The organism is Paenibacillus sp. SEL1 (assembly GCF_054602535.1).
In genome coordinates this window covers 1,953,169-1,979,450 of the sequence record NZ_CM137723.1, presented here as the reverse complement: position 1 = coordinate 1,979,450, position 26,282 = coordinate 1,953,169, and the positions used below count along the sequence as shown (strand labels likewise).

The 26,282-nt window shown below is 48.2% G+C and carries 26 protein-coding genes; 22 read left to right on the top strand and 4 right to left on the bottom strand.

All coding sequences use genetic code 11. The annotated features are described in order from the left end of the window. Positions 1-226: 226 nt before the first annotated feature. From ACYCSE_RS09110 to ACYCSE_RS09035, 16 genes are all read left to right on the top strand, one after another. Positions 227-1,513: an adenylosuccinate synthase gene (locus tag ACYCSE_RS09110; protein ID WP_029518946.1), complete on the top strand. Its 1,287-nt coding sequence runs from the start codon at positions 227-229 to the stop codon at positions 1,511-1,513. A 203-nt stretch (positions 1,514-1,716) separates the two neighbouring features. Continuing rightward, complete coding sequence (locus ACYCSE_RS09105) at positions 1,717-2,541, top strand: ABC transporter permease (protein ID WP_039272106.1); 825 nt, start codon at positions 1,717-1,719, stop codon at positions 2,539-2,541. Positions 2,542-2,594: 53 nt separating this feature from the next. Next, entirely contained in the window at positions 2,595-3,626 is a 1,032-nt protein-coding gene (locus ACYCSE_RS09100) for an ABC transporter ATP-binding protein (RefSeq protein WP_254328005.1), read from the top strand. A 98-nt stretch (positions 3,627-3,724) separates the two neighbouring features. After that, positions 3,725-4,894, top strand: coding sequence for an extracellular solute-binding protein (locus ACYCSE_RS09095; RefSeq protein WP_459702094.1), 1,170 nt, complete (start codon positions 3,725-3,727; stop codon positions 4,892-4,894). Positions 4,895-4,896: 2 nt separating this feature from the next. Next, complete coding sequence (locus ACYCSE_RS09090) at positions 4,897-5,739, top strand: ABC transporter permease (protein ID WP_165178318.1); 843 nt, start codon at positions 4,897-4,899, stop codon at positions 5,737-5,739. A gap of 31 nt (positions 5,740-5,770) precedes the next feature. Further along, the gene (locus tag ACYCSE_RS09085; protein ID WP_459702093.1) at positions 5,771-7,285 is read left to right on the top strand and encodes a hypothetical protein; all 1,515 of its coding nucleotides are present in this window, start codon (positions 5,771-5,773) and stop codon (positions 7,283-7,285) included. Continuing rightward, positions 7,282-7,749: a hypothetical protein gene (locus tag ACYCSE_RS09080; protein WP_254349772.1), complete on the top strand. Its 468-nt coding sequence runs from the start codon at positions 7,282-7,284 to the stop codon at positions 7,747-7,749. The genes ACYCSE_RS09085 and ACYCSE_RS09080 overlap by 4 nt, the downstream gene beginning before the upstream one ends. Continuing rightward, complete coding sequence (locus ACYCSE_RS09075; protein ID WP_459702090.1) at positions 7,742-8,749, top strand: CehA/McbA family metallohydrolase; 1,008 nt, start codon at positions 7,742-7,744, stop codon at positions 8,747-8,749. Before ACYCSE_RS09080 ends, ACYCSE_RS09075 begins: the two co-directional genes overlap by 8 nt. Positions 8,750-8,821: 72 nt before the next feature. Next, complete coding sequence (locus ACYCSE_RS09070) at positions 8,822-9,493, top strand: GntR family transcriptional regulator (protein WP_069080189.1); 672 nt, start codon at positions 8,822-8,824, stop codon at positions 9,491-9,493. Positions 9,494-9,640: 147 nt separating this feature from the next. After that, a complete protein-coding gene (locus tag ACYCSE_RS09065; RefSeq protein ID WP_061830429.1) occupies positions 9,641-10,300 on the top strand; it encodes a hypothetical protein in 660 nt (219 codons plus the stop codon). A 323-nt stretch (positions 10,301-10,623) separates the two neighbouring features. After that, on the top strand, positions 10,624-12,147 hold the full coding sequence (locus tag ACYCSE_RS09060) for a peptidoglycan DD-metalloendopeptidase family protein (RefSeq protein ID WP_459702089.1): 1,524 nt from the start codon (positions 10,624-10,626) through the stop codon (positions 12,145-12,147). A gap of 232 nt (positions 12,148-12,379) precedes the next feature. Next, positions 12,380-13,111, top strand: a complete 732-nt coding sequence (yycF, locus tag ACYCSE_RS09055) for a response regulator YycF (RefSeq protein WP_459702087.1) — start codon at positions 12,380-12,382, stop codon at positions 13,109-13,111. Continuing rightward, positions 13,108-14,937, top strand: coding sequence for a cell wall metabolism sensor histidine kinase WalK (gene walK / locus ACYCSE_RS09050; RefSeq protein ID WP_160788382.1), 1,830 nt, complete (start codon positions 13,108-13,110; stop codon positions 14,935-14,937). The genes yycF and walK overlap by 4 nt, the downstream gene beginning before the upstream one ends. Then, complete coding sequence (locus tag ACYCSE_RS09045; protein ID WP_459702085.1) at positions 14,934-16,274, top strand: YycH family regulatory protein; 1,341 nt, start codon at positions 14,934-14,936, stop codon at positions 16,272-16,274. The genes walK and ACYCSE_RS09045 overlap by 4 nt, the downstream gene beginning before the upstream one ends. A gap of 18 nt (positions 16,275-16,292) precedes the next feature. Further along, positions 16,293-17,057, top strand: coding sequence for a two-component system regulatory protein YycI (gene yycI / locus ACYCSE_RS09040; RefSeq protein ID WP_028540969.1), 765 nt, complete (start codon positions 16,293-16,295; stop codon positions 17,055-17,057). A 6-nt stretch (positions 17,058-17,063) separates the two neighbouring features. After that, the gene (locus tag ACYCSE_RS09035) at positions 17,064-17,870 is read left to right on the top strand and encodes an MBL fold metallo-hydrolase (protein ID WP_459702082.1); all 807 of its coding nucleotides are present in this window, start codon (positions 17,064-17,066) and stop codon (positions 17,868-17,870) included. Here ACYCSE_RS09035 and ACYCSE_RS09030 read toward each other — a convergent pair. Continuing rightward, a complete protein-coding gene (locus ACYCSE_RS09030) occupies positions 17,839-18,045 on the bottom strand; it encodes a hypothetical protein (RefSeq protein WP_025723164.1) in 207 nt (68 codons plus the stop codon). The two genes, ACYCSE_RS09035 and ACYCSE_RS09030, sit on opposite strands and share 32 nt — an antisense overlap. Positions 18,046-18,548: 503 nt before the next feature. Here ACYCSE_RS09030 and ACYCSE_RS09025 point away from each other — a divergent pair. After that, positions 18,549-19,784, top strand: a complete 1,236-nt coding sequence (locus ACYCSE_RS09025; RefSeq protein WP_414125938.1) for a S1C family serine protease — start codon at positions 18,549-18,551, stop codon at positions 19,782-19,784. 85 nt (positions 19,785-19,869) lie between these two features. Here ACYCSE_RS09025 and ACYCSE_RS09020 read toward each other — a convergent pair whose 3' ends face one another. Next, the gene (locus tag ACYCSE_RS09020; protein WP_459702081.1) at positions 19,870-21,591 is read right to left on the bottom strand and encodes a cellulase family glycosylhydrolase; all 1,722 of its coding nucleotides are present in this window, start codon (positions 21,589-21,591) and stop codon (positions 19,870-19,872) included. Between the two features lie 233 nt (positions 21,592-21,824). Here ACYCSE_RS09020 and ACYCSE_RS09015 point away from each other — a divergent pair, with 233 nt between their 5' ends. The 4 genes from ACYCSE_RS09015 (at position 21,825) to ACYCSE_RS09000 (ending at position 24,440) form a co-directional block, all read left to right on the top strand. Further along, on the top strand, positions 21,825-22,589 hold the full coding sequence (locus ACYCSE_RS09015; protein WP_459702080.1) for a class I SAM-dependent methyltransferase: 765 nt from the start codon (positions 21,825-21,827) through the stop codon (positions 22,587-22,589). Positions 22,590-22,694: 105 nt separating this feature from the next. After that, the gene (locus ACYCSE_RS09010) at positions 22,695-22,862 is read left to right on the top strand and encodes a CxxH/CxxC protein (protein WP_013373879.1); all 168 of its coding nucleotides are present in this window, start codon (positions 22,695-22,697) and stop codon (positions 22,860-22,862) included. Between the two features lie 125 nt (positions 22,863-22,987). Then, positions 22,988-23,923 carry an AraC family transcriptional regulator gene (locus ACYCSE_RS09005; RefSeq protein WP_459702079.1) on the top strand — a complete coding sequence of 312 codons (936 nt, stop codon included), beginning with the start codon at positions 22,988-22,990 and terminating at the stop codon, positions 23,921-23,923. Between the two features lie 28 nt (positions 23,924-23,951). Then, on the top strand, positions 23,952-24,440 hold the full coding sequence (locus ACYCSE_RS09000) for a DinB family protein (RefSeq protein ID WP_459702078.1): 489 nt from the start codon (positions 23,952-23,954) through the stop codon (positions 24,438-24,440). Between the two features lie 80 nt (positions 24,441-24,520). Here the strand turns inward: ACYCSE_RS09000 and ACYCSE_RS08995 are convergent, their stop codons facing one another. Next, positions 24,521-24,865, bottom strand: a complete 345-nt coding sequence (locus ACYCSE_RS08995; protein WP_459702077.1) for a helix-turn-helix domain-containing protein — start codon at positions 24,863-24,865, stop codon at positions 24,521-24,523. A gap of 62 nt (positions 24,866-24,927) precedes the next feature. Then, positions 24,928-25,272 (bottom strand): helix-turn-helix domain-containing protein, encoded by a 345-nt coding sequence (locus tag ACYCSE_RS08990; RefSeq protein WP_103049735.1) that lies wholly within the window; start codon positions 25,270-25,272, stop codon positions 24,928-24,930. Positions 25,273-25,437: 165 nt separating this feature from the next. Between ACYCSE_RS08990 and ACYCSE_RS08985 the strand changes: the two genes are divergently transcribed. Next, positions 25,438-26,271, top strand: coding sequence for a DNA-binding protein (locus tag ACYCSE_RS08985; RefSeq protein ID WP_459702076.1), 834 nt, complete (start codon positions 25,438-25,440; stop codon positions 26,269-26,271). Positions 26,272-26,282 lie beyond the last annotated feature (11 nt).

Here is a 26,282-nt window from a genome sequence, read left to right as displayed (position 1 = left end):
TTTGACTTTAAAAAATGGTGCTGTTACACTTATATTGCTGCTTCAACGCAGTGGGGGGAACAATACGCCCGGGGCTTTCCGAACCTACGGAATGTCTGCGACGGACGTTTTTTCCTGCTGTCCGAGAACGCTCCATATCTGCTCGCTCAGGCGGTTGAAGTCGGATATGCGTAGTGTGTCAGCTCAAAATCAGAGTGTCTGTGGGCACTCCACGGAGGAATGAAACATGTCAACTGTAGTCGTTGTGGGAACACAATGGGGAGACGAAGGCAAAGGTAAAATCACGGACTATCTGGCGGAAAGTGCTGAAGTGGTGGCCCGTTACCAAGGCGGAAACAATGCTGGTCATACGATTCTCATTGACGGTAAAAAGTACAAGCTGAGCCTGATTCCATCCGGCGTTTTTTATGAAGATAAAAAGTGTGTTATTGGCAACGGTATGGTAGTCAATCCAGCCGCTCTTATTGAAGAAATTACTTACATTCATGATAATGGCTTTTCCACGAAAAATCTGGTCATTAGTGACCGTGCACATGTGATTATGCCGTACCATATGACACTGGATGTGCTGGAAGAAGACCGCAAAGGTCCTAACAAAATTGGTACTACCCGTAAAGGGATTGGCCCTGCTTATATGGATAAAGCTGCACGTAACGGTATTCGTATTGCTGATTTGCTGGATGCAGAGGAATTCGAAAAGAAGCTGCGCCATCAAACGAAAGAAAAAAATCAAGTGATTGAACAAGTATATGGCGGCGAGCCATTGGATGTAGAAGCAATACTGAAACAGTATCTGGAATATGCTGAATTTATCCGTCCTTATGTAGGCGATACGTCTGTCGTGTTGAATGACGCGATTGACGCAAATCAAAAGGTACTGTTTGAAGGTGCGCAAGGCGTTATGCTCGATATCGACCAAGGTACGTATCCATACGTTACGTCCTCTAACCCGTCGGCTGGCGGCGTATGTATTGGTTCCGGTGTGGGACCATCCAAGATTCAACAAGTCATCGGTGTAGCTAAATCGTACACAACTCGTGTAGGTGATGGACCCTTCCCAACTGAGCTGAACGATGAAGTCGGCGATTACATTCGTGAAACAGGTCATGAGTACGGTACGGTTACAGGTCGTGCTCGTCGTGTGGGCTGGTTTGACAGCGTCGTTGTGCGTCATGCCCGTCGTGTCAGTGGATTAACGGGGCTTTCCCTGAACTCGCTGGACGTATTGACTGGCCTGAAAACGGTGAAAATTTGCACAGGTTACAAGTACCGCGGCGAGGTGATTACGCATTATCCGGCTAGCCTGAAAATGCTGGCGGAATGCGAAGCGGTATATGAAGAAATGCCAGGTTGGAGCGAAGACATCACTGGCGTGAAAACGCTGGAGGAACTGCCTGAGACTACACGCAATTACGTACAACGCGTGTCTGATCTGACAGGTATCCCAATCGCTATTTTCTCAGTTGGTCGTAATCGCGATCAAACGAATCAGGTGCTTCCGATTTATTTGTAGGACAAGAATGATATAGCTATTGATACACGTTCAAAGAGAGAGGCTGTTAGCAGCCTCTCTCTTTTTTTATTCTGTGAAGTGTTAAATGGATACTCCCCCTTTACATAATCTTATCTTCCTTGTCGATTTGTGATAACAAACCCTCTCTATAATCCAAATAGAAAAGAGATTCGGACGTCTAGACGTCTTGAGAGGGATGAATTATGAACTGGTATCTTCGCTCACTCGGCACACGCAAAATTGTGGAATTCATTGTGCTTATCATTTTCGTCATTTTTTTCCTAGGTCCTCTGACCAATCTTCTCCTTTTGGCGGTTTCGGGAAAATGGCAGTATCCTGCACCGCTCCCGCAGAGCTTGTCACTGGAATGGTGGAAGTTTGTACTTACCCAGGATGATGTACTCAGCTCGATTTCTCTATCCTTCCTGATTGCGATAACCGTTACGGTCTGCTCCATTATCGTATGTATTCCTGCTGCTTATGCCTTTGCACGAATTTCTTTCCCGTTCAGTAAGTGGTTCCTTTTCTCATTCCTACTTACGCATGCTTTTCCGAAAATGGGTTTGTATGTGTCTATTGCCGTACTATTCTACCAATTCGGGTTGATGAACACCTTTGCAGGCATTGTGCTTATCCATATGGTAAACACGCTCATGTATATGACCTGGATTCCTTCCTCTGCCTTCCGCAGCGTACATCGTGCACAGGAGGAGTCGGCGCGGGATGCTGGGGCCGGACCATTTAGGGTGTTTTGGAAAATCACCTTTCCTATGGCGCTGCCCGGCATTGTGGTCGCCTCCATTTTTACCTTTCTTGCTTCACTGGATGAAGCACAGGGGACACTCCTTGTCGGAACGCCGGACTATAAAACAATGCCAGTCATCATGTATTCCATCATTGCTGATTATCCAAGCACAACGGGCGCTGTTTTCTCGGTCATTCTTACCCTGCCAACAATCATTCTGCTATTGGCAGCCAAGCGTTTTGTAAGTGCGGATGTCCTGGCAGGCGGATTTCAGGTGAAATAACGTAATTGGTCAAAAGAGGAGTTTGTAAAATCCTGAAAAAGGAGCCTAAGCTAATGCCCATTCAATTATCCATTCAAGAGTTAACCAAGCGCTTCAAGACAGGAGACGGAGTCAAAGGCATTTCACTTGACGTGATGAAGGGAGAGCTGGTGACACTGCTGGGACCTTCCGGCTGTGGTAAAACAACCGTGCTTCGCTCCATTGGCGGCTTTTTGGACCCGGACAGTGGCGACATTCAGATTCAGGGTAATAGCGTACTCAAGCTGCCGCCCGAAAAGCGCCCGACAGCTATGGTGTTCCAAAGCTATAATTTGTGGCCGCATATGACCGTGTATGACAACCTGGCTTTCGGGTTGAAGATTCGAAAGGTGAAGAAGACAGAGATTGACCGTCAGGTGAAGGAAGCGCTAGCGCTGGTTCGGCTAGAGAGCGCAGAGCGTAAAACGCCGGGACAGCTCTCGGGCGGTCAACAGCAGCGGGTAGCACTCGCTCGGGCTCTGCTGCTAAAGCCTGATGTATTGCTGCTGGACGAGCCCTTTTCCGCACTTGATGCCAAATTGCGTATGGAGATGAGAGAGGAGCTGCGCGATATCCAGACCCAGACGGGGATGACGATGGTGTTCGTCACCCATGATCAGGAGGAGGCGTTGTCCATTTCCGACCGCATCGTCGTTATGAATGCGGGCCGAATTGAGCAGCTCTCTTCACCGCAGGAGATCTATGACAAGCCACAGTCACTTTTTGTAGCAGGTTTTATTGGCCGGATCAATTTATTAAAGGGGGTGAGTACAGGTCGCAGTGTCTCTGTGAGCGGAATACCGTTTGCACAAGAGCATGAATACACAGGCGAATCCATGGTTGGTGTAAGACCAGAGGATATTGTTCTGACGACGGAAGAAAAAGGTTCTCTAGCCGGAACGATCAGACAAGTGATGATTCTTGGGCATTATGCGGAAGTTTCGCTGGATAGCGGTACCCATCATCTGAAAATGTTTGTGCCGCGTGAACGAGCGACCGAGCTGCGCAGTGGAGAGCATATCAGATTCAGCTTCAGTAAAATTGTTACTTTTCCAGCAGCACAGTGAAGATTCACGATCAACCTCTATATCGCATCAATGTCCATCACGAAAGCATCATCTGGTGATGCTGCGAACTTGTGCAACTATCTAAAGGAGGCAACAACGTGTTTGGGAAAAAGAATATGGGTCTGGTTTTGGCAGGGGTACTTAGTTTATCGTTGTTGGCTGGCTGTGGAAACGGCGGTAATGCCGCCACGGCTACAGGGGAAGCCAAGTCTACCAAAGCGGGAGCCGCTACGGGAACAACGGAAATTTCCTTGTACACTGGAGGGTCTCTGAACGTTAAAGAGCTGTGGGAAACGTTAATCAAGGACTTTGAAGCTAAAAATGATCACGTTAAGGTCAAACTGGTGTATTTGCCAGCAGGAACCGGAGGTGCATCTACACTGGACCGTCTGATCGCAGCCAAGAAAAGCGGACAAACCGATACAGATATCGACCTGTACGAAGGCAGTCTGGATGACATCACTAAAGGGGTAGGCGAGAAACTGTGGGAAACGGTGGACGCTGCCAAGGTTCCAAATTTGAAGAATGTGGATGAAACGTATCTCAAGCAAGTCAACAATCAGGCCATTCCATACCGTGCTTCTTCGGTTGTCCTTGCCTATAACAGTGCAAAAGTAGCGACACCTCCGAAAACAGCCGACGAGCTGTACACGTGGATTCGCCAGCATCCGGGCAAGTTTGCCTATAATGATCCGTCCACAGGTGGATCAGGCAGCTCATTTGTGAACACGGTTATCTATAATTTCCTTCCGCCAGAGGCAATGAACAGTGATGATCCGGCAAATATGAAAAAATGGGATCAAGGTTTCTCACTGCTCAAGGAACTGGGCCCTTTAATGTACCAAAAAGGAGTCTATCCTAAGAAGAACCAAGGCACGCTAGATATTTTAGCAAGTGGAGAGGTAGACATGGTTCCAGCCTGGTCTGATATGGCGCTCGAACAACTGGCTAAAGGGCTGCTTCCAGACACGGTGAAGCTGACACAGATCGACCCTGCTTTTACAGGTGGCCCCTCTTATCTGATGGTTCCTTCACTTTCCTCCAAAAAAGAAGCAACCCAGGAATTCTTGAATTATATACTGACGGCTGAAGCGCAAACGGTGGTTATTAATAAAATGTACGGCTATCCGGGGATTAAGTGGAATCTGATGCCAACGGAACTGCAAGAGAAATTCAACAGTGTATCTTCTGGATACCGCAGCTTTAACAGCGGAGAGCTTCAGCAGGAAATCTACAAACGCTGGCAAAGTGAAGTAGCGGGCGGTTGAGCATGAGTTCATTGTCCAAAAGGGGGATGCTGGGGCTTGCTCTGGTCATCCCGTCTTTTCTCATTTTGCTGGTCGTCGTTATTATTCCGATTCTTTATGCCGTGAAGGAAAGCTTGATTGATCAATATGGAACGGGCTACGGTCTGGCCAATTATATTCGGCTGTTCACGGAACCTGCCATGCGTAGAAATATCATGTATACGATTAATGTCACGTTAGTCTCGACGGCCCTTACTCTGGTCATCAGCTATGCTTTGGCGATTTATCTGAGATTCGGCAAAGGAGTTGTCGTGAAGTGGATAGGCCGCTTGTATTTTATTCCGATGTTTGTTCCCGGTGTAATTGCAACGTATGCGATCATTACGATGTATGGCAATCACGGTTGGGCTGCACGTCTTTTGCTGCCGCTTGGCATTGAGACGATTCCGAGGATTATTTATGACTACAAAGGGCTGGTGCTGGCTAATTTGTGGTTCAACATTCCGTTCGCAACCATGCTGCTCAGCTCGGCACTTGCCAGCATTCCAAACGCTGTCGTCGAAAGCGCCAGAGATGCCGGAGCCAGCACGATGCAGCTGTTTGGGCGCTTTATTTTACCCCTTTCCTACAAAACGATGTGGGTTGCGGTGACCTTCATTTTTATGGGAATCATGGGCAGCTTTACGGCTCCCTTCCTGATCGGTGCCAACTCGCCGCAGGTGCTGGGTGTTGCGATGCAGCAGGTGTTTTCCAGCTATCAGGAGACGCATACGGCCAGCGCAATGGCAGTGTTTATGTTTTTACTGTGTTCTTTTATGGGCTACTTTTATATTCGGACAATGGTGAAGGATGCGGATGCTAGCTAGACCGCCGTTATACACTAAGGAGGTTACAGGGATGAACAGCCAAGCAGAGGTGCAAATTACCGGGTTTAGTGGGCGAGTGTGGGAAAAGGATCTGCTGGATTGCGGTTATCGGATTGCCTTACACAAGGCGGAGGTTGAGCTCAGCCCGGGAAACGGGTTCCGGTTTAGGTTCTCCATGCCAGAAGACGGATACGCGGAGCTTGATCTGTTCGCCAGATCAGACAGTGACTGGGCTGCGAAAGATCGAGAATCTGCCTTCGTACGCCTCTACCTGAATGAAGCCTATAATCAAGATGTCATTTTGTACTATGGCAGCAGTCAGGGAGTGTATACCCGTTTGTTGGGATATCTAAAAGAAGGCGATTATGAGGTCTATGCCGAATTTCGCGAACTGGAATCGGCTCCGCTTGTATCTCGAGCATGGATCGACGGGGTTGAACTGCGCTGCGTGGCTGATTCCTCTCCAAGATCGCTGATTTATCGCCATACCCCGCTTTTATATGGCCGCAATCTATCACATCCCTATGAGAATCGCTTTACGGATACACCGCTTGTTTTGTTCTATTCCGTGGAAGGGAATGAGGAGAAGACAGTCATCGAATATCAGATGATGTTCAGCCATGAAGATGAGGGAACGCCCGCGCCGCTGCTTATGAGCAAATGGGGAAGAACGACCGATATCGAATGGATGTACCGCGTCGAGCTGGATGCGGAAGGCAACGTTCTGGAAGCTGTTTTCCAGGGGGCACATCATATTACGACTGCGTTTAATGGAAATTATGATCTAGGCGGGCATCCTGTTCTCCAATCCGCAACCACCAATGGAAACTTTAAGGATGACATCACATCGGACTATCGTTTTATGCTGCCACCTGCTTTCCAGTGGAAACCAAAGGAAGAGCCACGTGAGGCGGTCATGAGCCGTTTTCCTTTTGCCTATCAGGTCACTGGGTGGGAGATGGAACGTCAGCAGGAGCTGGAAATGCCGTCACAAGCGTCTTCCATTACACTTGCACACCAGCGTAGCTATGTGTTTATCCAGACTTCCAAACGCCCCTTGCGGGATTCGGACAGAGAATTGTCTCCAGGGTTCAAGCCTGGCTTCAATCGGCGTGAGGAAGATGCCTGTGTCGATGTTCAGCTTCGCCTTCACGGCTCGGAGCAGTGGTATTCATCCTGCCATCATGATCTGAGACTCGGGGAATTTAGAGCCGCTTATGAGGGGGCAGAGTCACATTTTTCTACCACGATCAAGCTATCTGGAGAGGCTGTGCTCGAGGATATAGCTGAAATCAGAGCCGTATTGCTGGAAGGCGGTGCGGACAGCATGGAAGTAGCCGGCCTGTGTGCTTTTACGTTAAACGAGGATAATCTCCCGCAGTTCCCGGGTATTCGTACAGACCGGGTGATTAAGCTGACGCGGCTTCAACCCGTGGGTGTTTTATGGGCGGCAGACAAAGACATGTCGGGTGATGAAGAACATCCTGTGAATGATATGGTAAAGCATGTTGTGGATGAACTGTCTAGCCAGGATGGGGAGTCATGAGCAGACTGCTGTATGTGGAGGGCACGGTCGACAGAACCTGCACCCAGAGCCATATTACGTACTCCTTCCATATTCCACAGCCGACTGAAACGATTCGTATTCACTTCTCTTACACGCCTAAGTTATTGGAGGATCAAGAGCAAGCACGAGGAATCATTGAGGAAAGCATGTGCAAATACGGATACGACGAGCCGGGGCATTCATCCGATCTGTGGAAGAAGTATATCCCGCTGCAAAATTTATTAACGCTGTCTGTCGATGATCCTCTCCGTCACCGTGGAAATGCGCACCTTCCCGAGATGCAGCAGGAGCATTGGCTCGGTTCGTCTACGGCTTCGCCGGGATTCCTCGCAGGAGATAATCCGGCGGGCATGTGGCGGATTACGGTCAGTCTGCATGCCGTTGTAACCGAGACGCTTGCCTACCAAATTCATGTATTGGGGGAGGAAGCAGCATATGCTTAAATGGATTCCAGCTGAGCTTCACACCCATACGCTTCACAGCGACGGAAAGAAAACGCTGGAGGAGCTTGTTCAAAGCGCAGTGGATCTGGGACTTGAGTGCATCGCTATGACGGATCACAACACGCAATCGGCACTTGCGGATCAGGAACAGGTTCAGCGGCAGTTTGGTCTCCCGATCATTTCAGGGATGGAGTGGACGACCTTTTACGGGCATATGCTGACGCTTGGGGTTGACCGCTTTATCGACTGGCGTGTGCTGGGACCAGATGACATCCATGAGGGGATTCGGCAGGTGCATGAGCAGGGAGGCATTGCGGGGATTGCCCATCCGTTCAGGATCGGAAGTCCGATCTGTACGGGGTGCTTTTGGGAATACACGATTCAGGATTGGCATGAGGTGGATTATATAGAAGTCTGGTCAACGCTTATGCCATCTATTAAGCGAGATAGCCAGCGGGCGTTTGCCATGTGGACCGATTTGTTGAATCAGGGGTATCGCATCACTGCGGTAAGCGGTCGGGACTGGCATGTATCTAAACCGGATGATGCGCTTCCGGCTGTTACGTATCTGGGGGTTCATGATGAAGCAGAAGAGCGAGAAGGTTTAGCAGACCGGGCAGTTGAGGCGATTCGCCACGGTTCAGTGTCAGTTACGATGGGACCGTTACTGACGATGTGGGCACAGATTAAGGGCAGAGAACATCGTTATCCCATCGGCGAATGCATAGAGCTGACTGTAGAAGATTCACTATCTGTGACGGTTCAATTGGATGTGGAAGCAAGAGCAGCCCATTACAACCTCAAGCCTCAGAATCTTCGTCTTCTGCTGACAAGTAGTCACGGAATATGCTCCGAGATTCAGATCCCTGCTCACACAGGAGAATATACGCTGTCATTGCAAGATCCGCTAGGTAAGGTCTGGATAAGAGCCGAGCTTTACGGTTGCATGGAAGACTGCGTGATGATGATTGCTTTTACGAATCCGATTTATATGGCTTAACACAATAGAAAGGCTGGGCTTCGGACGGTGTCAACAAAACAAGAGAACATAAAGCAGCGTATAGAAGAATATATGAAGGTTAATCAAATGGGTCCGGGGGATCGGCTGCCGTCGGAAACTGCACTTTCCCAATCGTTTCGTGTCTCGCGTACGACGCTACGGGGAGCTATTCGCCAACTGGAATCGGAAGGTAAGCTGCTTGTAAAACACGGGAGTGGCACGTTTGCGACTTGCCCGCTGCCGAGTATTCCAAGCTCCCTCGACCGCCTGTACAGCATCGGGGACATGATTCGTTCGGCAGGGTTACGGGAAGACGAGCAGCTAGAATCCATTCAGAGAATTTCGGTTTGCCCTCCTGATATTGCCGAACAGATGAGATTTTCCGAGAATGAGCCCATGATTGCTCTAGAGCGTACACGCACTGCCAACGGAGAGGCTGTAGCCCACTCTATCAACTGGATGCCAGAGAAATTAGCCGGACCCATTCTGGAAGGTGACTCTTTTTCAGGCTCGCTTTTTCAGAGTCTTGAGTTCAAGGCGGGGGTACGAATCGTCGGAGCGTATTCCGAGCTTACCGTTCCCAACTATGACGATGCACATATGACGCGTCTGTTGAAGCATCCGCAGGCTACGGTATTACTATTGAAGCAGCTTCACTATGATGAAATGAACAGGCAAGTGCTGTATTCTCTGGATTATGTCCGCAGTGACATTTTCCGTTTCTGGGTGCGTCGTACGCGCTGATTCGATCAGAAGGTGGCATCTCCTATTGAATTGTGCTAGTTTTACATATTCCATGGGTTAAAAATCGTCATATCTCGTCAATACTGATCTATATGCACTTCATGATGATACACACATGGCAGGATGCGTATAAGGAGGTAACGGGATATGAGGTGGCTTGGATGGCTGCTCAAAAAAGGAATGACAGTCGTGTTGGTTAGCGCACTAACGCTGGCAGTGACAGGTGTAGTCGTTAATGCTTATGTTCAATCGCTGCTGCGGCAGTTTAACATTCAGCTTGATCATCAGCCCATATGGGGATTGGGTTGGCTAAAGGGCAATGCGGGTACGGACCAAAGCACAGACACGGGGAAGAACAAGACGACAGGGAGCAACTCGGGAAGTGTAACACCGCCTGATGATGCGTTGCCTGTCATGGGACAGGGCTTAGAAGAAAGCGGAAGTGAGGCTGGTGGCGCAGCCAATGGCAAGGCATCTCAGGAGGGTGCCACGTCGGCGGGAACATCAGGCAATGAGTCTCGGAAGCAGGCAGAAGGTACAACAGCTACACCTGAAACAAGTATTGAAGGCCATGATTTGGTTATTACGCCCGACCATTTGACGGAAAAGAAGAACAATTTACCGGCGGCACAGAAGCAGGAGATTTTTGCGATTCTGATGAATAAGCTGCCGCCGGAGGAGATGCAGAAGATATCAGCTGCGATGGAAGGCGGTCTCACCGAGCAGGAGCTTCAGGATATTCAGCAGGTGCTAGCGAAGTATTTGACCAAAGAGGAATACAACAAGTTAATGGATTTGCTTAAATGAGTATTTTGCAAAATCCTGAATAAATAACGTTGAATTCAGGGGAAATGTTTATGCTCCAAATAGGACTGTAGAATCCGCGCCATGCGCGGATTTTTTTGCGTGCCAGGAAGGAATTGGAGTGTAGTTGAATTCTTTGTAAAGGCTATGTTAAAGTAAACAGTGTTGTAAAAAGGTTAAATTTTTGAAACCTTTTACGCAACTATGCAATGGTAGATAGCGACTAATATCATAGATGCTTGTGAATACAGGCTAAATTCATAGTGTGAAAGACCAATAACGAACGCATTTATATAGAGATAAGATATGCTGAAAAGGAGAGAGTCATGAAGGTTTTGAAGGAGCAGGATTCACCAGGCAGCAGGAATGCAGTTTCAAACGTTGCAGACAAGCCTGCTGTGGAAGCGGGGAAAATAGCAAAGTGGTGGAGCGGTCGGAGAAAATGGTTGAGCTGGACGGCAGGCGGTGTGGTGATTGCAGGCAGTCTTATTTTTGCGAGTAATCAGTATGTCGGAGCTAACACAGTTCCTTATTATAAAGTGTATGTAAAAGGCGTCGAGGTCGGAAATATCTTGAATGAGCAACAACTTAAACAGCTATACGCAACGAAGAGCAAACAGTATAAGGATAAGTATCCCGGCGTGGATATGGTGCTCAATACGAGCGCGGTAACGACAGACATTGAGAAGGCATATAAAGCGGATATCGACAGTGCGGCCACGCTGAAGAAACTGGACGGTATGCTGACAGCGTATGCCAAAGGGGTAGAAGTGAAGGTCAACGGTCAGACGGTTGGCATTGTAAAGGACAAAGCGACTGCACAGGCGGCTTTAAAGCAAGTACAGAAGAAGTACACACCTGTGGGTGAGGGAACATCTACAGGCATCAAGGGGCTGGTTCGCAAAACATCCGTAGGCAGCAGCCATGCGAGTGCTAGTACTAAAACCCCTAAAGCATGGCTGGAGTCTGCCAGTATCCGTGAGAAAATCGCGTACGAGCCTGTGAAAGCAGACCCGAACAAGGTACTGACGGAGGCAGAAGCAGTCAAAGTGTTGACTGAGGGGCGTGAGGCTCCTATCACGTATACAGTGCAAGAAGGCGATTCTTTGTCGTCGATTGCAACTAAATTTAATATGACCGCTTGGGAGATTAAGCAGAACAATCCCGGCTCGCGTGAGCTATATTTGCAAATTGGAGATGAATTGAAGCTTACTGCTCCAAAGGCTCCGGTTACGGTGCGAACAGTAGAGAAGGTCGTCGAACAGATTGCCATCGAGCCTGAGGTTGAGATTCGCCAGAGCGATGAACTGAAGGCAGGGGTTACCAAAGTAGTCAGACCAGGACAAGTAGGTCTTAAAGAGATGGACTATCGTTTGACCAAGGAGAACGGTGAGGTCGTGCAAGAGGAATGGCTTGGTCAAAAGGTGCTGCAGCCGTCTATTACTGAGGTGGTTCTTAGAGGAACGAAGGTTGTGGGAGAAGGCTCAGGGCAGTTTGCTTGGCCGGTGTCCGGCGCATCGATGTCGAGTAGCTTTGGCGCACGTTGGGGACGTATGCATGAGGGTGTCGACTTGGTCGGTAGTGCTGACATTCACGCATCCGATGAAGGCGTGGTATCATTTGCAGGTCAGCAGAATGGATACGGCAATGTCATTATGATCGATCATGGCAACGGCTACCAAACCGTGTACGGGCATTTGAGCAGCATTGGCGTTCATGTAGGACAGGTGGTTCAGCAAGGCGAGTCGATCGGGGTCATGGGGAACACGGGACGCTCGACTGGAACGCATCTGCATTTTGAAATTCGTAAAGATAATACGCCACGCAATCCAATGACGTATTTAAGATAGGTTGGATGTTTATATCGAGAGTTACATGATTTATGAGGATCAAGGGGAAAGGCCATGTTTTTCTGCATGCTTAACAGTAGGTGCAGGCATGGTTTTTTTCTGCGTAAAGAAAAGGGTCTGGAGAAGTAATGGAATGGCGCACGGGTATGATAGAATAGAATAAACATCTTATAGGTACTGACAAACGAAAGTTAATTATAGATTATGATCCGTGAAGAGAGGTGAACGCTATATGCAGGGAACGATTCTGGTAGTGGATGATGAACAGCCAATCGCTGATATTTTGAAATTTAATTTAGAAAAAGAGGGTTACCAGGTGATTTGCGCCTTCGATGGAATCAGCGCGGTGGATATCGCGGTCAAGCAGCAGCCTGACCTGATTCTGCTGGATCTGATGCTGCCGGGCATGGATGGCATGGACGTATGCCGCGAGGTACGTGGGCATCAGCTTCAGACGCCGATTATTATGCTGACCGCCAAGGACGGCGAAATCGACAAAGTGCTGGGGCTGGAACTGGGCGCGGACGATTATGTGACAAAGCCGTTCAGCACACGGGAATTGCTGGCACGAGTGAAGGCACAGATGCGCAGACAGCAACGTGGCGGGGCAGGCACGTCGGAAAACCGGCCGCAGGAGGATAAGCAGGGGCTGCGCGTGGGCGACCTCTTTTTTGATACAGATATGTATACAGCTTACAAAAACGGAACACCGCTTGACCTGACGCACCGCGAATATGAGCTATTGCACTATATGGCGAAGAATGCTGGAAAAGTCATGACGCGGGAGCATTTGCTCCAGGCAGTATGGGGCTTCGAATACTACGGGGATGTGCGGACAGTAGATGTGACCATTCGGAGGTTGCGCGAGAAGATTGAGGAGAACCCGAGCAAGCCGGAGACCATCCTGACGCGCCGTGGTCTTGGATATATCGTGAGCGGGGGCAAAGGTGGCCTGCGGGCATGAGATGGCTGTCTTTCTTTCGTACCATTCATGCAAAGCTGATTATTATCTATGTGTTACTAATCTTGGTGGCTATGCAGCTGATTGGGGTTTATTTTGTCAGCTCGATGAAGAACTCTCTCACGAGTAATTTTACGCAGGATTTGCAAGCACGGGCGGAGATGCTGTCCGTGCTGGCGGAGCAGGATCTGAGTGGCAGTGACGGCAAAATGGAAGAAGACAGCGTGGAAAGCCTGCGGGCACGCGTAAATAATTTGTTTGATTTCAGCGGCGCGGAAATTCAGGTGCTGGATGCCAGCGGCAAAGTGTTAATTACTTCCCAAGGTTCACACGCCGATTATGTTGGACGCAAAAATACGCAGACAGTGGTCAGCCGCGCACTCCAAGGTATCCGTGATAACGAGGAATACATGGTGGACGAAGATAACGTCCGCAAGAAGGTCGTCGCCAAGCCCGTCATCAGCCAAGGCAAGATTGTCGGCGCAGTGTACATCGCCGCTTCGATGACCGAGCTCTACGATACGATGAAACGCATTAACAATGTGTTTCTCTCAGGTATGCTCATTGCGCTGGCGCTAACGGCTGTGCTGGGCGTGGTATTGGCCCACACGATTACGCACCCGATTAAGGTGATGACACGTCATGCAACAGAGGTTGCGGAAGGAAAATTTGACCAGCAGATGCCTGTATTTGGGGATGATGAGATCGGCAGGCTCAGCGTGGCCTTTAACTATATGACAGGCCGTCTGCGTGAGGCACTGTCTCAAAATGAAGAGGAGAAGGAGAAGCTCTCCTCCATCTTGACCAATATGAGCGACGGTGTGGTCGCTACCGATGACAATGGCCGGGTCATTCTGGTCAACCGCCGGGCCAGCGCTATGCTGGGCGTGAACGAAAACGAAATGACCGGCAGGCATATCGCGGTACTACTAGGGATCGACCCGGAGGAAACCGAGGCCCTGTATAGCGGATCTTCGGCCTCCACGCTCTTGCAGCTGGAGCCAGCCGGTCAGGATGAACCCATCGTCATCCGTGTGACATTCACGCCGATTCATCGGCGGGAATTTGGCATTACGGGGACGATTGCCGTGCTCCAGGACGTGACGGAGCAGGAGGAAATGGAGACGACACGGCGGGAATTCGTAGCGAATGTATCACATGAGCTGCGCACTCCGTTGACGACCATCCGCAGCTATGCTGAGGCGCTGGATGACGGCGCGATGGCTGAACCGCAGCTCGCGGAGCGTTTTGTAGGCGTGATCCGCAACGAGACAGAGCGTATGATCCGGTTGGTTACGGATTTGCTGCATCTGTCACGGCTCGATTCCAATGAGGCGCCTTTGCGGATGCAGCCTGCGGATGTGATGGAGATGCTGGACGAGGTCGCAGATCGGTTTTCTTTTCAAATGAAGCAAAAGCACATTCGCTCAGGGATGTTCGTAGAGCAGGGAATCGGTAAGGTCGTGATCGACCGGGACCAAATTGAGCAGGTGTTGGACAACTTGATGTCCAATGCGTTGAAATATACGCCAGATGGCGGGAGTATTCGGATTGAAGCTCGCCGCAACAGTGAGGGAATGCTGTCCATTTCGGTACAAGACACCGGAATTGGTATTCCCAAAAAAGATCTGGACCGGATTTTTGAACGGTTTTATCGTGTAGACAAGGCGAGATCGCGCAATATGGGTGGTACGGGACTGGGACTGTCGATTGCCCGGGAAATTGTAAAGGCGCATGGGGGCCAGATTTTTCTGGAATCGGAATACGGTCAGGGAACCTGTACGACCTTTACGCTACCCATGTCGAGTGAAGGGAGGGAAGCACAGTGAAGGAACGTTTGAAGTCCTGGACGCTTATTTTGCTGGTTGCTTCCAGCCTGGTACAGACTTATTTTTTGATTTACCGCCTTCCAGGCAGTGATTCTGTACTCACTTCAGAAACGAACTATGTCAAAACCGAAAGCATGGGGCAGGAGAAAAAGATTGAGAACCTTGTGTTTCCTGATAAAATGCTCATTCACCAAGGTGAGAAGAAGCATACCGTTTTTTATCCGGGTGTTACTTTTTACGATTTAATTTATACACGGCTGGAAAGCCGGAGCTTTAACAACTTCCAACGTCGAAGTATCCAATCGGCGGACTGGGCGCAGATTCGCAGCGAAAATGAAGGCATCGAATTATCCTTTTCAGGCGGAGTCCCGGTTTCATTATTGGAGCGGGTCATGCGTCTGACGCCGGATTCGGTGTTTCAGGGAGAGACGATTAACCGCATTTGGATCTATATAGACGAAAAGAATGCCAAGCCGCATGCGCTTTTTTTCAGTGCCAGAGGCGATGTGGTGTATGAGGCGAACCAGTTCGATATGACGGTAGAGGACATTCGGCAGCATGTGAATTTCGGTGAAAATGCCCCGTTGTACGAGCTGGTGGATAATCAGTACTACATTCCCGTGAATGACCTGGAAACTGTGCAGCCTGTGGTGTATGCCGGGTTGTTTACGACGGAGCAAATGCAGCGGAACTTGTTCTTCGATCCGGGGATTACCCGCAATATTCAGGAGAAGGACGGCTCACAAATTTACACGGATAGCAAGCGTAGTCTGCAAATCAAGCAGGAGCAACGATGGATGAGCTATACCGATCCCAGTGCGCCAGGGGCAAGTGGAAGCAGTCCAATTAGGGATGTACTGGCCGCAGTTGATTTTGTGAATCAGCATGGCGGTTGGGATGCTTCGTACCAAATGAAATTAAGAAGCAGCGATGAAAATCGTACGACTGTGATGTTTCAGCAGTATTATGGTGCTTATCCGGTGCTGGACACACCATCATTCCGCTTTGGTACGATTTCGCTGCAAATCCAGCAGGAAACGGCTTCTGTCTATGAACGTTCGCTACTGTATCTCAAGGGAGGAGAGCAATCCTCGAAGAAGGTTATGCTGCTGGGTGGCGAGCCCTTGAAGAAGCAACTGGAGAGTGTAGCAAAAGGGAAGACGATTCGTGAGCTGACTCCTGTATATCAGCCGGAGCTGACCAATGATGGATTGAAGCTTGCTCCTGAGTGGCACGTTACGCTCAGTGACGGTTCTGTTGCAGAAATTCATGCTGTTCCTGTAACGACAGCATCCAACACAACACAAACGAAGCCAGACCGGGAGACAAAGAGGTGACAGGAAGGGGGAACGGGAATGGATTGGAGCCGCGCCAAAAACGTATTGATCTGTACATTTTTGCTGCTCAATGTGGTATTGGGTTACCAATTGTGGCATGATGCGCAGGAAACGGCAGGGCCGAATCTGGATTTTACTTCATTGGATGAAAATACGCAGCGTTTAATGGAAGAGAAAAGCATTCAGGTGCTGGCTCCGATTCCCGGGGATACCCCGCAGCTGCCTAAACTTTCTTACACATACGTTCATAGTGGAGAAAAGGATGATCGTGTGCAGCTGGTGAAGCCGGTGGACAGCAAACTGGTATTCACCCATGACGCGCTAGTTGAGGCATTGGAGCCACAAATCAAGGATATCGATAACTTTCAGTACGATCCGCTGGATGTTCAGGAGGAATTGGCATCCGGACAAGCAGATGCTTTTGTACTTCATCCGCTGGTTCAGGGCAAATGGCCGCTATTTAATGTGAAGCTGGCTCTGTTTTACAGCAATCAGAAGATTACAGGGTATCGCAAAATTAAGGTCGATCTCCAGCCTTCGGATGAGGCAAAGAAAATGCTGCCTGCGTCCAAAGCACTGGCAAGGCTGATCGATGGCTATTTGCCGCGTGATACGATTGTGAAGGATATCCGGCTCGGTTATTACGGACAGACCTTTAACTCCGATAGCCAGGTGGCTGCCCCCGTGTGGCGGTTTATGCTGGACAACGGGAAAGGTGTGTATTATGTGCAGATGAACGGAGATGTCATTAGTCCAAAGACAGAACATACAGAAGGGTCTTGAACAGATATGGGGATTTCATTTACCGTGCTGTCGAGCGGTTCGACCGGCAACGCTACCGTTGTGCGGAACGAAGACACGACATTGCTCATCGACGCAGGTCTCAGCGCGAAGCGTATTGACGAATTGCTGAAAGAACGCGATCTGAGCGGAGAAGAGTTGGATGGTATTTTGGTCACGCATGAGCATTCAGATCATGTTAAAGGACTAGGCGCCATGGCGCGTAAATATAATTTACCTATATATGCTAACGAGAAGACATGGTTTGCCATCAGCAATGCTGTTGGGCAAATCGCAGACGATAACCGCAGAATATTGGAGACAGGCGCAACGCGGGAATTTGAGTCATTACGCGTGGAGTCTTTTGGCATATCCCATGATGCGGCTGAGCCTGTAGGGTATAGCTTTTATGATGGGGTAGAGAAGCTCAGTGTAGCGACCGATCTCGGCTATGTCAGCGACAAAGTGAAACAGGCGATATCAGACGCGGACGTATTGGTACTGGAGTCTAATCATGATGTGGAAATGCTGCGTATGGGACGTTATCCGTGGAACATCAAGCGCCGTATTCTCAGCGATATCGGTCATTTATCCAATGAGATGGCGGGCGCGATTCTTAGCGAGCTGCTGACAGGTCGTACGAAGCGAACGTATTTGGCACATTTGAGCCGCGACCACAATATGATGGAACTTGCGAAGTTGACTGTACGTGGGGCGATGGAAGACCGCGGCTGTTTTTACAAGGACAGTGAGTTTCGATTGTGCGATACGTACTATGATCGTCCTACACCTTGGGATAAGGTAAGTGAGCCATAAAGCTGTCCAGCTCGGCGGCTTTGCGTTCTACCTCTTCACGGGTCACTACGCCTTTGTCCACCAGTAGTTCAATCAATGTACTTAGCGCCAGTGTATTGCGGTAATGCTCGTCTTTCAAATCCGCAAGCTTGGCAGCCATGCGAACTTCATCCATAGCCGAACGATGTGAATTCATCATATATTCCTCCTGTAAAAATATTTTAGAAATGGCGTGCAATGAGCTTGGTTCTGCCTGTGGTTTTGCTGGGTGCTGTGATACAATAAAGCTAACAACGGAAAGCTTTCTGAAGGAAGGCTCTCATCGAAAGTATAGGCAGCTTTAAGCGGACGGGAACAGGCCAGAACGTCTCTATGAGACGATCATTTTGTAATAGAATAGAAGACTTGTTACTATTGTAGTCCATTGGTTTGGAAATCATTCCTCTTTTTTCCTCTATTCGGAGTCAGATTCGGCGTGTATGCTAATTTATGAGATTCGGTTGCTTAGGAAGGCACCATTTGTGGTGATTAATAAGTAGGCCGGAACGATTGGTTGCTGGATTCCGATGATAAGGGATATTCAATCCATTTGAGATGTTCAACGGAGCAGGTTCTCTGTAGCATAGGTTGGCGCAAGCCCGAATAGCCCTAATTTTTTAGTGAGTGTCGGTGCATGACAACGAAGGGGAGAGGATTAGCATGGGCTTGTTTGAGGACGATTTTTATTCAACGAAGGTATCCACACGTGCGGCTAAAAAAATGGCATTTAAGGCGCGCCGTGGAGGACGGGGACGTTGGCCACACAGGAAGCGTGGAGTAAGTCCGGTGCAAGCTGCTGTCATTAGCGGTGCAGTCAGTGCAGTGGTTGCTGTGCTTCTGTTCAGCTTTATTACAGGTCTGCCCTCCACTACAGCGGTAACCGGAGCCAGTCACTATCCCTTGCGGCAAGCAGCGGGTGATCCGTATGACCGGATTGTGCAGGCGGCAGCCAAGGTGCGCCCAGCCGTCGTCAGCATCGTGAACCTGAAAGAGGAAGAGGGGAAAAGCACGGAACAATCCGCGCTTGGATCGGGTGTTATTTTCCGAGTGAGTTCAGGCAAAGCCTTCATTATGACAAATAACCATGTGGTCGAAGGATCAGATGATCTGGATATTGTAACGGTAGACGGCGTCAGAAAAGAGGCAAAGCTGATCGGAAAGGATCGCATTAGTGATATCGCTGTACTCGCAGTGGACGATAAAGGCATTAGCACGGTAGCGGATATTGGCGACTCCAGTAAACTTCGTCTGGGTGAGACGGTCATTGCTATTGGCAATCCGCTCGGCCTGGGAGACACGCTTACCTCCGGTATTGTGAGTTATACGAATCGCATCATTCCGATTTCCATTAACCAGGATGGCGTGTATGACTGGGAGCAGCATGTTATCCAGACCGATGCGGCGATTAATGAGGGAAACAGCGGCGGCGCCCTAGTCGATCTGGACGGACGTGTGATTGGCATCAATACGATGAAAATCGCTGATACAGGTGTTGAGGGACTTGGTTTCGCCATTCCCGCCAATGAGGTGATGAAGACGGTGAATGAACTGGTTGAGGACGGCAAGATCACTCGCCCTTATCTGGGGGTATACACGGTCGACCTCAATAATGAATATGCACCGCTGGATGAAACTCAGCGCAAGGAGCTCAAGTTGCCGGACAGCGTGAAGAATGGGGCTGTCGTTCTGGAAGCCCACGGTCCTGCCAAGGAGGCTGGCTTGAAGCTGAACGATGTCATTACAGCGTTTGATAGCGAACCGATTAACTCTACGCTTGATTTGCGTCGCTACTTGTACGATAACAAGAAGATTGGCGATGAGCTGAAAGTTACTTTTTACCGGGCAGGCAAGGAAGAAACGGTGACGTTAAAATTAACAGATAAGCCGGAAGGCTAAGGTATGATTATAGGTTTAACTATAAAAAGGCGCTCTCCGGCTTATTCCCGGGAACGCCTTTTTCGATCTTCTGCTGCGCCTTAGATTAAGATGTCGTTCCCGTCACACGGGTTCCGCTCTTAGTGATTTTGTATGTCACCACATCGCCGCTCCAGAAATGGAACTTCAGCGTGACTTCACCATCTTTTACACTATTAAAAAATTCAGGTAGCAGGTTGATGCCATTGGCATCATAGGCAGGGGCAAAGGTATTGCCAAACTCTTTATAAGGTGTCCAATCCTGTGGACCGGCATTGCCACCATTGGTATAAACGGCTTCCATCGTGGCAAGCTGGCTACCGCGGAAGTCCGTTGGAATGGTAAAGGCTTGTGTAGTCCCTTCGACAGCACTTAATTTTGGAGTATCATACACGACTACTTTGAAATTCCAGTCTGCCCCCTTGTTAAACTTAGCGGTAATGACGGCATTCTCCCCATATTTACCGGAAGTGGTCAGGCTAGTGAGCAAGCTGGCCTTTAAGGTTAATGTGTCTCCGCTCAGCGCATAATCGGTGCCCTGTGTCAGTTGCTTGCCGCCCACACTGAGTGTTTTCAGCTGATTGCCGTTCAGGTTTAAAATGACCTTGCCATCCTGAGCAGGAGTGCCCTTCTTCAAGTGAATGAGGTCACTGGCTGCATTGGAGGAACGTCCTTTTAGGCTGGACTTAATGACATTGAAGAGTTCAGGATCAGACCATTTGTACGTTGTCCGGTTCAAGTGCTGGCCGTTATCCCAGAGCATACCTGTTATTTTTTTCTCTTTCATATAATAGGTCAGGAACTCGAAGAATTTTAGCTTTTCGCCCTGTTCAATAACGCCTGTATTTTTATCGAAGCCGAGTAGGCCGTATTCACCAACAATGACTGGGATTCCCTTGGCTACAAAGGTGTTATAGACGTTATCAAAGGTTTGAACAATATCGTTCTTGGTATCTTTCTCAAATGTAGTATATCCGGCAATGTTCACACTGAAAGGCCAGAAGCCATAATAGTGGACGGTTGCAATCAGGTTGGGATCGTTCAGCTTGGTTATCGTGTTGTACAGCTCGTTGATTTTGGCCTGAGCAGGTGATGTATCCAAGCCAGGCAGAACAAGGGGGCGAGTGGCATTTTTACCGCCAGAGGCACGGACAATTTTGTGGAAGGATACATTCAGTTCTTGGAGCATCTGGTTCATTTTCGCTTCATCCGTAGTCCCTCCTTCGGAGAAACGGGGTTCGTTAATGCTTTCGAACATCAGCTTGTTAGGTTGATCTTTAAAGCGCTGGGCAATTTGTGTCCATAACGCGTTATAGCGAGCCAACACTTCATCATGTTTGGGCTCCATACTGCTTACCCACGTCCATGAATCATGATGGATATTGATCATGACGTACAGATTGGCATCCAGTGCCCAGCGAACAACCTCTTCCACACGGTTCATGTAGGCAGACTCAACGGTATAGTTGGGTGCTGCTCCAATGTGCTTATCCCAGGTGACGGGAATACGAATACTTTTGTAACCTTGGGCAGCAATTTGCTGGATCAACGCCTGGGTAATGCGCGGATTGCCCCAGGCTGTCTCATCCGCTCCGACAGCATCCAGCGAGTTTCCTAAATTCCATCCAGGCTGCATGGCTTCCACATACGATTGCATGCTGCTCGCAGCCGCAGCTTGCGGTGCTTGTCCGTCAGATTCGGCAGCAGCGGCAACGGATGCGAACGTAGATAACAATAGAGTGATGGCAAGCGTCAACGACAGCAATGAAACGGGTCTTCGTTTTAACATAACAGGCCCCTTTACAAAGTTATTTTTGAAAGCGCTTTCCAATAAAACACTACCACACTATTTGAATATGGAATACCTGTATAATTCATGTAAAAATCATGTGTTAATTAGATATTTTAATTTTGTAAGCGTTATTATTGAAAAAATACAGAAATGAGTGTAGAATCTATGGCCCTACGTGGATTGTAGTATAGCATCGGATTTGTAAATACAAAAGAAAGAAGGAGATGAATATGAATAAGTGGGACACGGAAGAGGCCATTCGACGCTGGGATATGCATGCAGAAAACTTTACTGCCAAGTACACTGAGGAAGGAGATCGATCTCGCGAGGTACTGCTAAATCCGGCATTGCAAGCTTGTATGGGACCTCTCGGGGGCAAAAAAGTGCTGGATGCCGGGTGTGGCGAAGGTTATCTGAGCCGGAAAATGGCCAAGGCGGGTGCATCGGTGGAAGCCGTCGATTACTCGACAGAGATGCTGAAGCTTGCAAGAGAGCGAACGCCGTCAGCGTTGGGAATTACATATCACCATGGCAATCTGGAAAAGCTGGAGATGTTCGGGGACCAGAGCTTTGATCTGATCGTGTCCAATATGGTCATCCAGGACTTGGCCCATTATGAGCAGGCGATTGCCGAAATGCAGCGGTTATTAGTTCCAGGGGGCCGCTTTATTTTTTCTATTCTGCATCCATGCTTTCAGACACCGCAGAGTGGTTGGGTGAAGGATGAGACAGGAAAAAAGCTGTATTGGAAAGTGAATCAATATTTCAACGAAGGTCCACTGGAGCAAGCAATCCCTTATGATCAGGAAGAAAAGTTTTTATACTTTCACCGTACGCTGGGCAGCTATGTACAGACCATTATTGAGGCGGGTTTACTGTTGGAAGGGATGATCGAACCCAAGCCGTCTGCCGAAATGTTGGAAAAATATCCCCATTTTCACGAGGACCTGAATGTCACTAATTTTCTTATTTTTACAACCAGACGATTGGGGTAAAAAGCAAGCCCTTTCCTTTCTGCGTCAAGTGTGGTAGAACAAAAGAAGGCGGTTTTGGCACACCTACAACAGGAAGAGCTTCAAACGGAAAGGGATGCAACTGGAATGTACGTGGTATGTAAAGAGCATGTGGAACTGGCAATTGATATGTTCGTCGATGAATACGAGGATGCACCGGATGTCGTCGATCTCAAGGAAACGAAATTTTCGGATTGGGACCCTCCAGTGAAGTGCAAGGAATGTGAGAAGAAAGCAGAGTTTTTGGTCGTCTAAAAAACAAGCACGGGCGTTTCGGGGAGAAACGTCCTTTTTGTATATCAGGATTTATTGCAAAAATACCCCATACATAGAGCTATATATTTATTCCCACCACGTGCTGAGACAGGAGTGAACGATGGATGGACCCTTTGCTGCATTCACTATTTCGTCCCCTTCAAGTCAATGGAAGTGATCTCTCCACGTATTATATCGAACAAAAGCCGTCTGCTGCGCTGAAAGCTTACGTGGCCTGTTATTGGGAGTCCGGTCCGGCTAATAGGGTGGTAGAAGAGAATCTAGCAGCTTCGTGCGAAGACACCGCTTTGTTAAGCTTGCCGCAGGAAGAAACCATGGAGCGGGTATTACCTGACGGCTGTACGGATATTCTATTAGAATACGATCCGGTGAGTAAGCGTCAGGAACTCTCGTACTGTGGGACATTTACGCAACCGTTTGTGTCTGCCAGACAAGCAGGGTCCGAGACACGTATTTTTGCCGTTCGATTTTTTCCGGGCGGGGCACATTATTTTCACGGGATGCCGACTCACTTGTTTACAGGCGGTAATTACCGCTTGGAAGATCTCTGGCCCGAAAGCATCGCCGTCATAGGTGAGCGCATTTTGGAAGCACAGAATTTCAATGAACGGGTGCGCATAATGGATGAGTATCTTAACCGGCTTCTGCTGCGCCAACGCACGAACGATTGTGATCTGATGAAAAACCTGCTGCATCGCATCTTTGTGAGCGGTGGGAGTGTGGGGGTTAAGGAGCTTGCGGAGCGTGAGGCGATCAGTGAAAGGCAGCTTAATCGTAAGTTTGGACAATGGATCGGAATCAGCCCCAAAAAGTTCAGTGAAGTCGTCCGCTTCCAGAGCGTCCTGCACAGTATCCAAAGCGGCGGGGGTCTGGATTGGACGGAGCTGGCATTGAAGCATAGCTTTTTCGACCAAGCGCATTTAATCCGCGATTTCCGCAGGTTTTATGGCGATTCTCCGCTTACTGCGCTTAAGGATTTCCGGAAGTTGTCCGATTTTTACAATACACGCCCAGAGGCTTCGGCTATACTCAAAATATGAATAAGAATGGCAAAGGAGAGATGTGAATATGAGTGGAACGCTGCAAGTTCGAGATCATTTGCTGAATGAGCTGGAGACGGGAGTACGGACGGGGGAAGCCTTGATCCGTAAAATACGCCCAGAGGATTGGGGCTTTCGCCCACAGGACAATTTCCGCTCACTACTGGAGTTAGTACATCACTTTGTACTTATTCCAGCTTCGGATCTTGCGATAATGCAGGAGAAGTCTGAGGGTGAAGTGGGAAGCATTGAAAACAGCCTATCCGGGGTGGAAGATCCCGAGCGCTTGGCTGCGACTTTCAGGCAGAATTTTGAAGCCTATAAGGCTTACATTCTTTCGCTTAGCGAAGACGATTATCTGAACCGTTCGACGAAGGCCTTCTATATGGAGCATGGACATTTGCAGGTTCAATGGCAGATTGAGACCGTAACCCATGTGTTCCATCACCGTTCGCAGATTTATAATTATTTGAAGCAGCTGGGACATGATGTGAGCTTTTTTATGTTGTATGCTTAAGTATTTTTATAAAAGGTTTAGAGGGCACCTGTGCGGTGCTCTTTTTTGTTTTTATTTAAGGCTTTTTAGGGTGGAATGGCTTAGTCGAACGCACGTGAAACTTCTTTACTAACTCGTCTGAGAATGCCGATTTGTTCTTCATTCAATCTGCTGGTCAACGCTACAAACTCATCTATCGCCTCTTGCCTGATAGTTTCGTCTTCAGTCATATGTTCTTTGGAAAACATTAACTCACTGATAGACACGTTTAAGGCGGTTAACACTTTCTCCAAGGTATCAATCGAAAAGTTTCTTTCGCCTCTTTCTAATGCACCAATATATCGATAGTCCAAGCTTGCGATGTCAGCTAGCTTTTGCTGTGTAAGTCCCTTTGCATTTCGAATAGCACGGATTCTTATTCCCATCTGCTTGCGTAATTCTGTCATATAACCACCTCATAACAAGCTTATGGAAGATGAAGTGTAAAAGTCAGGTAGAAGAGAACTGTTCAATTCTTTTTTTGTTGTAACTCAACTAAACCAACAATATTTTTAGTTATAGTAGTAAGAATTTCGAGCTCTGTTGTTTCTCTTGAATTTATGAGCACCATAAGTTCATTTATGATCTGTTTTCGATCCGTATTTTCATCGAATTGAAAAAGTTCAAAGGGTGGAACGTTTAATGCTAGAATTATTTTTTCCAACGTCTCCAATGAAATATTTCGATCTCCACGTTCTACTCCACCAATATAACTGTAATGAAGTCCTGCAGCTTCTGCCAGTTGTTCCTGTGTCCATCCTTTAGCTTTTCTTAGCTCCCGTATCCGATTTCCGACACTTTCTGGTAAACTCATGTAATCACCTCCACTTAAGGTTAGAAGAGGAGAGAATATCGTTACAGACCATCTTATACAAAATAAATACATATAAAACTGTACTTTTAAGTACTATTTATATTGACCTCCTTTTTCACTTTCTATACAATTGGTTATGAATGGAAATATAAGGAGGGGCTACTCTTGAGAACTTCTATCCTGAAATCACTCAAACCGGACATTATTGTTGAAATGTTGGAGATGACTGTGGCTTTTGAAAATTGGAAAAAGGTAATGGAGACGGCGGATATTTTGTATCAATGTGTCCAGCGTATCTACGAAGAACGGCAGTATCATAAAGCAATGAAATTATCCATCCCACATGTCAATTTAGAACGTCCGTTGGTATATTATTTTGGGCTCAGTCACCTGACGTGTGGAATGGCTCACCAGAACCAGGGTGCATATGAGCAGGCAAGGGAGTGCATCTATAAGTATGCTGAGCTGGGGTGGATGGAGGATTTAAAGGAAGAAGACAATCAGGTTGTGGAGGAATTCAGGTTTTTAGCCAAAACTAATTTATATACAGTAGATATTTTGTCTGGAAATATAGAGCTTGTCGAGGAGTACGTAGCCTTTTTGCAGGATAATCTAGAGGAAATATTACCGGGGCTGAATACCATATTACAGGCAGCGCTTATGTATCATTTGGATGTAGGAGATATTTTACATACGTTTGCAGAGCAGATTGATGAATTCGGGAGTTATGAAGACTCAGAGAACGTATCTTACTATTATAGCTACTGCTATCATTTGGCTTTGTACTATCGGAAGTATGATAAATTACAGGATGCAGTGAGGCTTACTTTACAGGCGATGCAACTAGCTGATCAGTCGGGTAACGATCGTAATTTCAAGAAATGTACAGCATTGTTCGAATCATTGCGGGAGTCAGCGACAGCGGAACAAATCAGCAAATATCGGCAGCTGCTAATGCAGTGTCTTGATGAATACGAAACGGATAGCATTTCATTGTGAAGAGCGTAAAT

What these genes read in the sequence shown, in the direction of transcription:
- ACYCSE_RS09100 (WP_254328005.1), top strand. Translation starts at nt 2,595, where the DNA reads ATGCCCATTCAATTATCCATTCAAGAGTTAACCAAGCGCTTCAAGACA.
- ACYCSE_RS09065 (WP_061830429.1), top strand. Translation starts at nt 9,641, where the DNA reads ATGAGGTGGCTTGGATGGCTGCTCAAAAAAGGAATGACAGTCGTGTTG.
- ACYCSE_RS09000 (WP_459702078.1), top strand. Translation starts at nt 23,952, where the DNA reads ATGAGTGGAACGCTGCAAGTTCGAGATCATTTGCTGAATGAGCTGGAG.
- ACYCSE_RS08990 (WP_103049735.1), bottom strand. Translation starts at nt 25,272, where the DNA reads ATGAGTTTACCAGAAAGTGTCGGAAATCGGATACGGGAGCTAAGAAAA.
- ACYCSE_RS09080 (WP_254349772.1), top strand. Translation starts at nt 7,282, where the DNA reads ATGAGCAGACTGCTGTATGTGGAGGGCACGGTCGACAGAACCTGCACC.
- ACYCSE_RS09060 (WP_459702089.1), top strand. Translation starts at nt 10,624, where the DNA reads ATGAAGGTTTTGAAGGAGCAGGATTCACCAGGCAGCAGGAATGCAGTT.
- ACYCSE_RS09075 (WP_459702090.1), top strand. Translation starts at nt 7,742, where the DNA reads ATGCTTAAATGGATTCCAGCTGAGCTTCACACCCATACGCTTCACAGC.
- ACYCSE_RS08995 (WP_459702077.1), bottom strand. Translation starts at nt 24,865, where the DNA reads ATGACAGAATTACGCAAGCAGATGGGAATAAGAATCCGTGCTATTCGA.
- walK (WP_160788382.1), top strand. Translation starts at nt 13,108, where the DNA reads ATGAGATGGCTGTCTTTCTTTCGTACCATTCATGCAAAGCTGATTATT.
- ACYCSE_RS09030 (WP_025723164.1), bottom strand. Translation starts at nt 18,045, where the DNA reads ATGAATTCACATCGTTCGGCTATGGATGAAGTTCGCATGGCTGCCAAG.
- ACYCSE_RS09010 (WP_013373879.1), top strand. Translation starts at nt 22,695, where the DNA reads ATGTACGTGGTATGTAAAGAGCATGTGGAACTGGCAATTGATATGTTC.
- ACYCSE_RS09020 (WP_459702081.1), bottom strand. Translation starts at nt 21,591, where the DNA reads ATGTTAAAACGAAGACCCGTTTCATTGCTGTCGTTGACGCTTGCCATC.
- ACYCSE_RS09090 (WP_165178318.1), top strand. Translation starts at nt 4,897, where the DNA reads ATGAGTTCATTGTCCAAAAGGGGGATGCTGGGGCTTGCTCTGGTCATC.
- yycI (WP_028540969.1), top strand. Translation starts at nt 16,293, where the DNA reads ATGGATTGGAGCCGCGCCAAAAACGTATTGATCTGTACATTTTTGCTG.
- ACYCSE_RS09105 (WP_039272106.1), top strand. Translation starts at nt 1,717, where the DNA reads ATGAACTGGTATCTTCGCTCACTCGGCACACGCAAAATTGTGGAATTC.
- ACYCSE_RS09005 (WP_459702079.1), top strand. Translation starts at nt 22,988, where the DNA reads ATGGACCCTTTGCTGCATTCACTATTTCGTCCCCTTCAAGTCAATGGA.
- ACYCSE_RS09110 (WP_029518946.1), top strand. Translation starts at nt 227, where the DNA reads ATGTCAACTGTAGTCGTTGTGGGAACACAATGGGGAGACGAAGGCAAA.
- yycF (WP_459702087.1), top strand. Translation starts at nt 12,380, where the DNA reads ATGCAGGGAACGATTCTGGTAGTGGATGATGAACAGCCAATCGCTGAT.
- ACYCSE_RS09035 (WP_459702082.1), top strand. Translation starts at nt 17,064, where the DNA reads ATGGGGATTTCATTTACCGTGCTGTCGAGCGGTTCGACCGGCAACGCT.
- ACYCSE_RS09070 (WP_069080189.1), top strand. Translation starts at nt 8,822, where the DNA reads ATGAAGGTTAATCAAATGGGTCCGGGGGATCGGCTGCCGTCGGAAACT.
- ACYCSE_RS09025 (WP_414125938.1), top strand. Translation starts at nt 18,549, where the DNA reads ATGGGCTTGTTTGAGGACGATTTTTATTCAACGAAGGTATCCACACGT.
- ACYCSE_RS09085 (WP_459702093.1), top strand. Translation starts at nt 5,771, where the DNA reads ATGAACAGCCAAGCAGAGGTGCAAATTACCGGGTTTAGTGGGCGAGTG.
- ACYCSE_RS09015 (WP_459702080.1), top strand. Translation starts at nt 21,825, where the DNA reads ATGAATAAGTGGGACACGGAAGAGGCCATTCGACGCTGGGATATGCAT.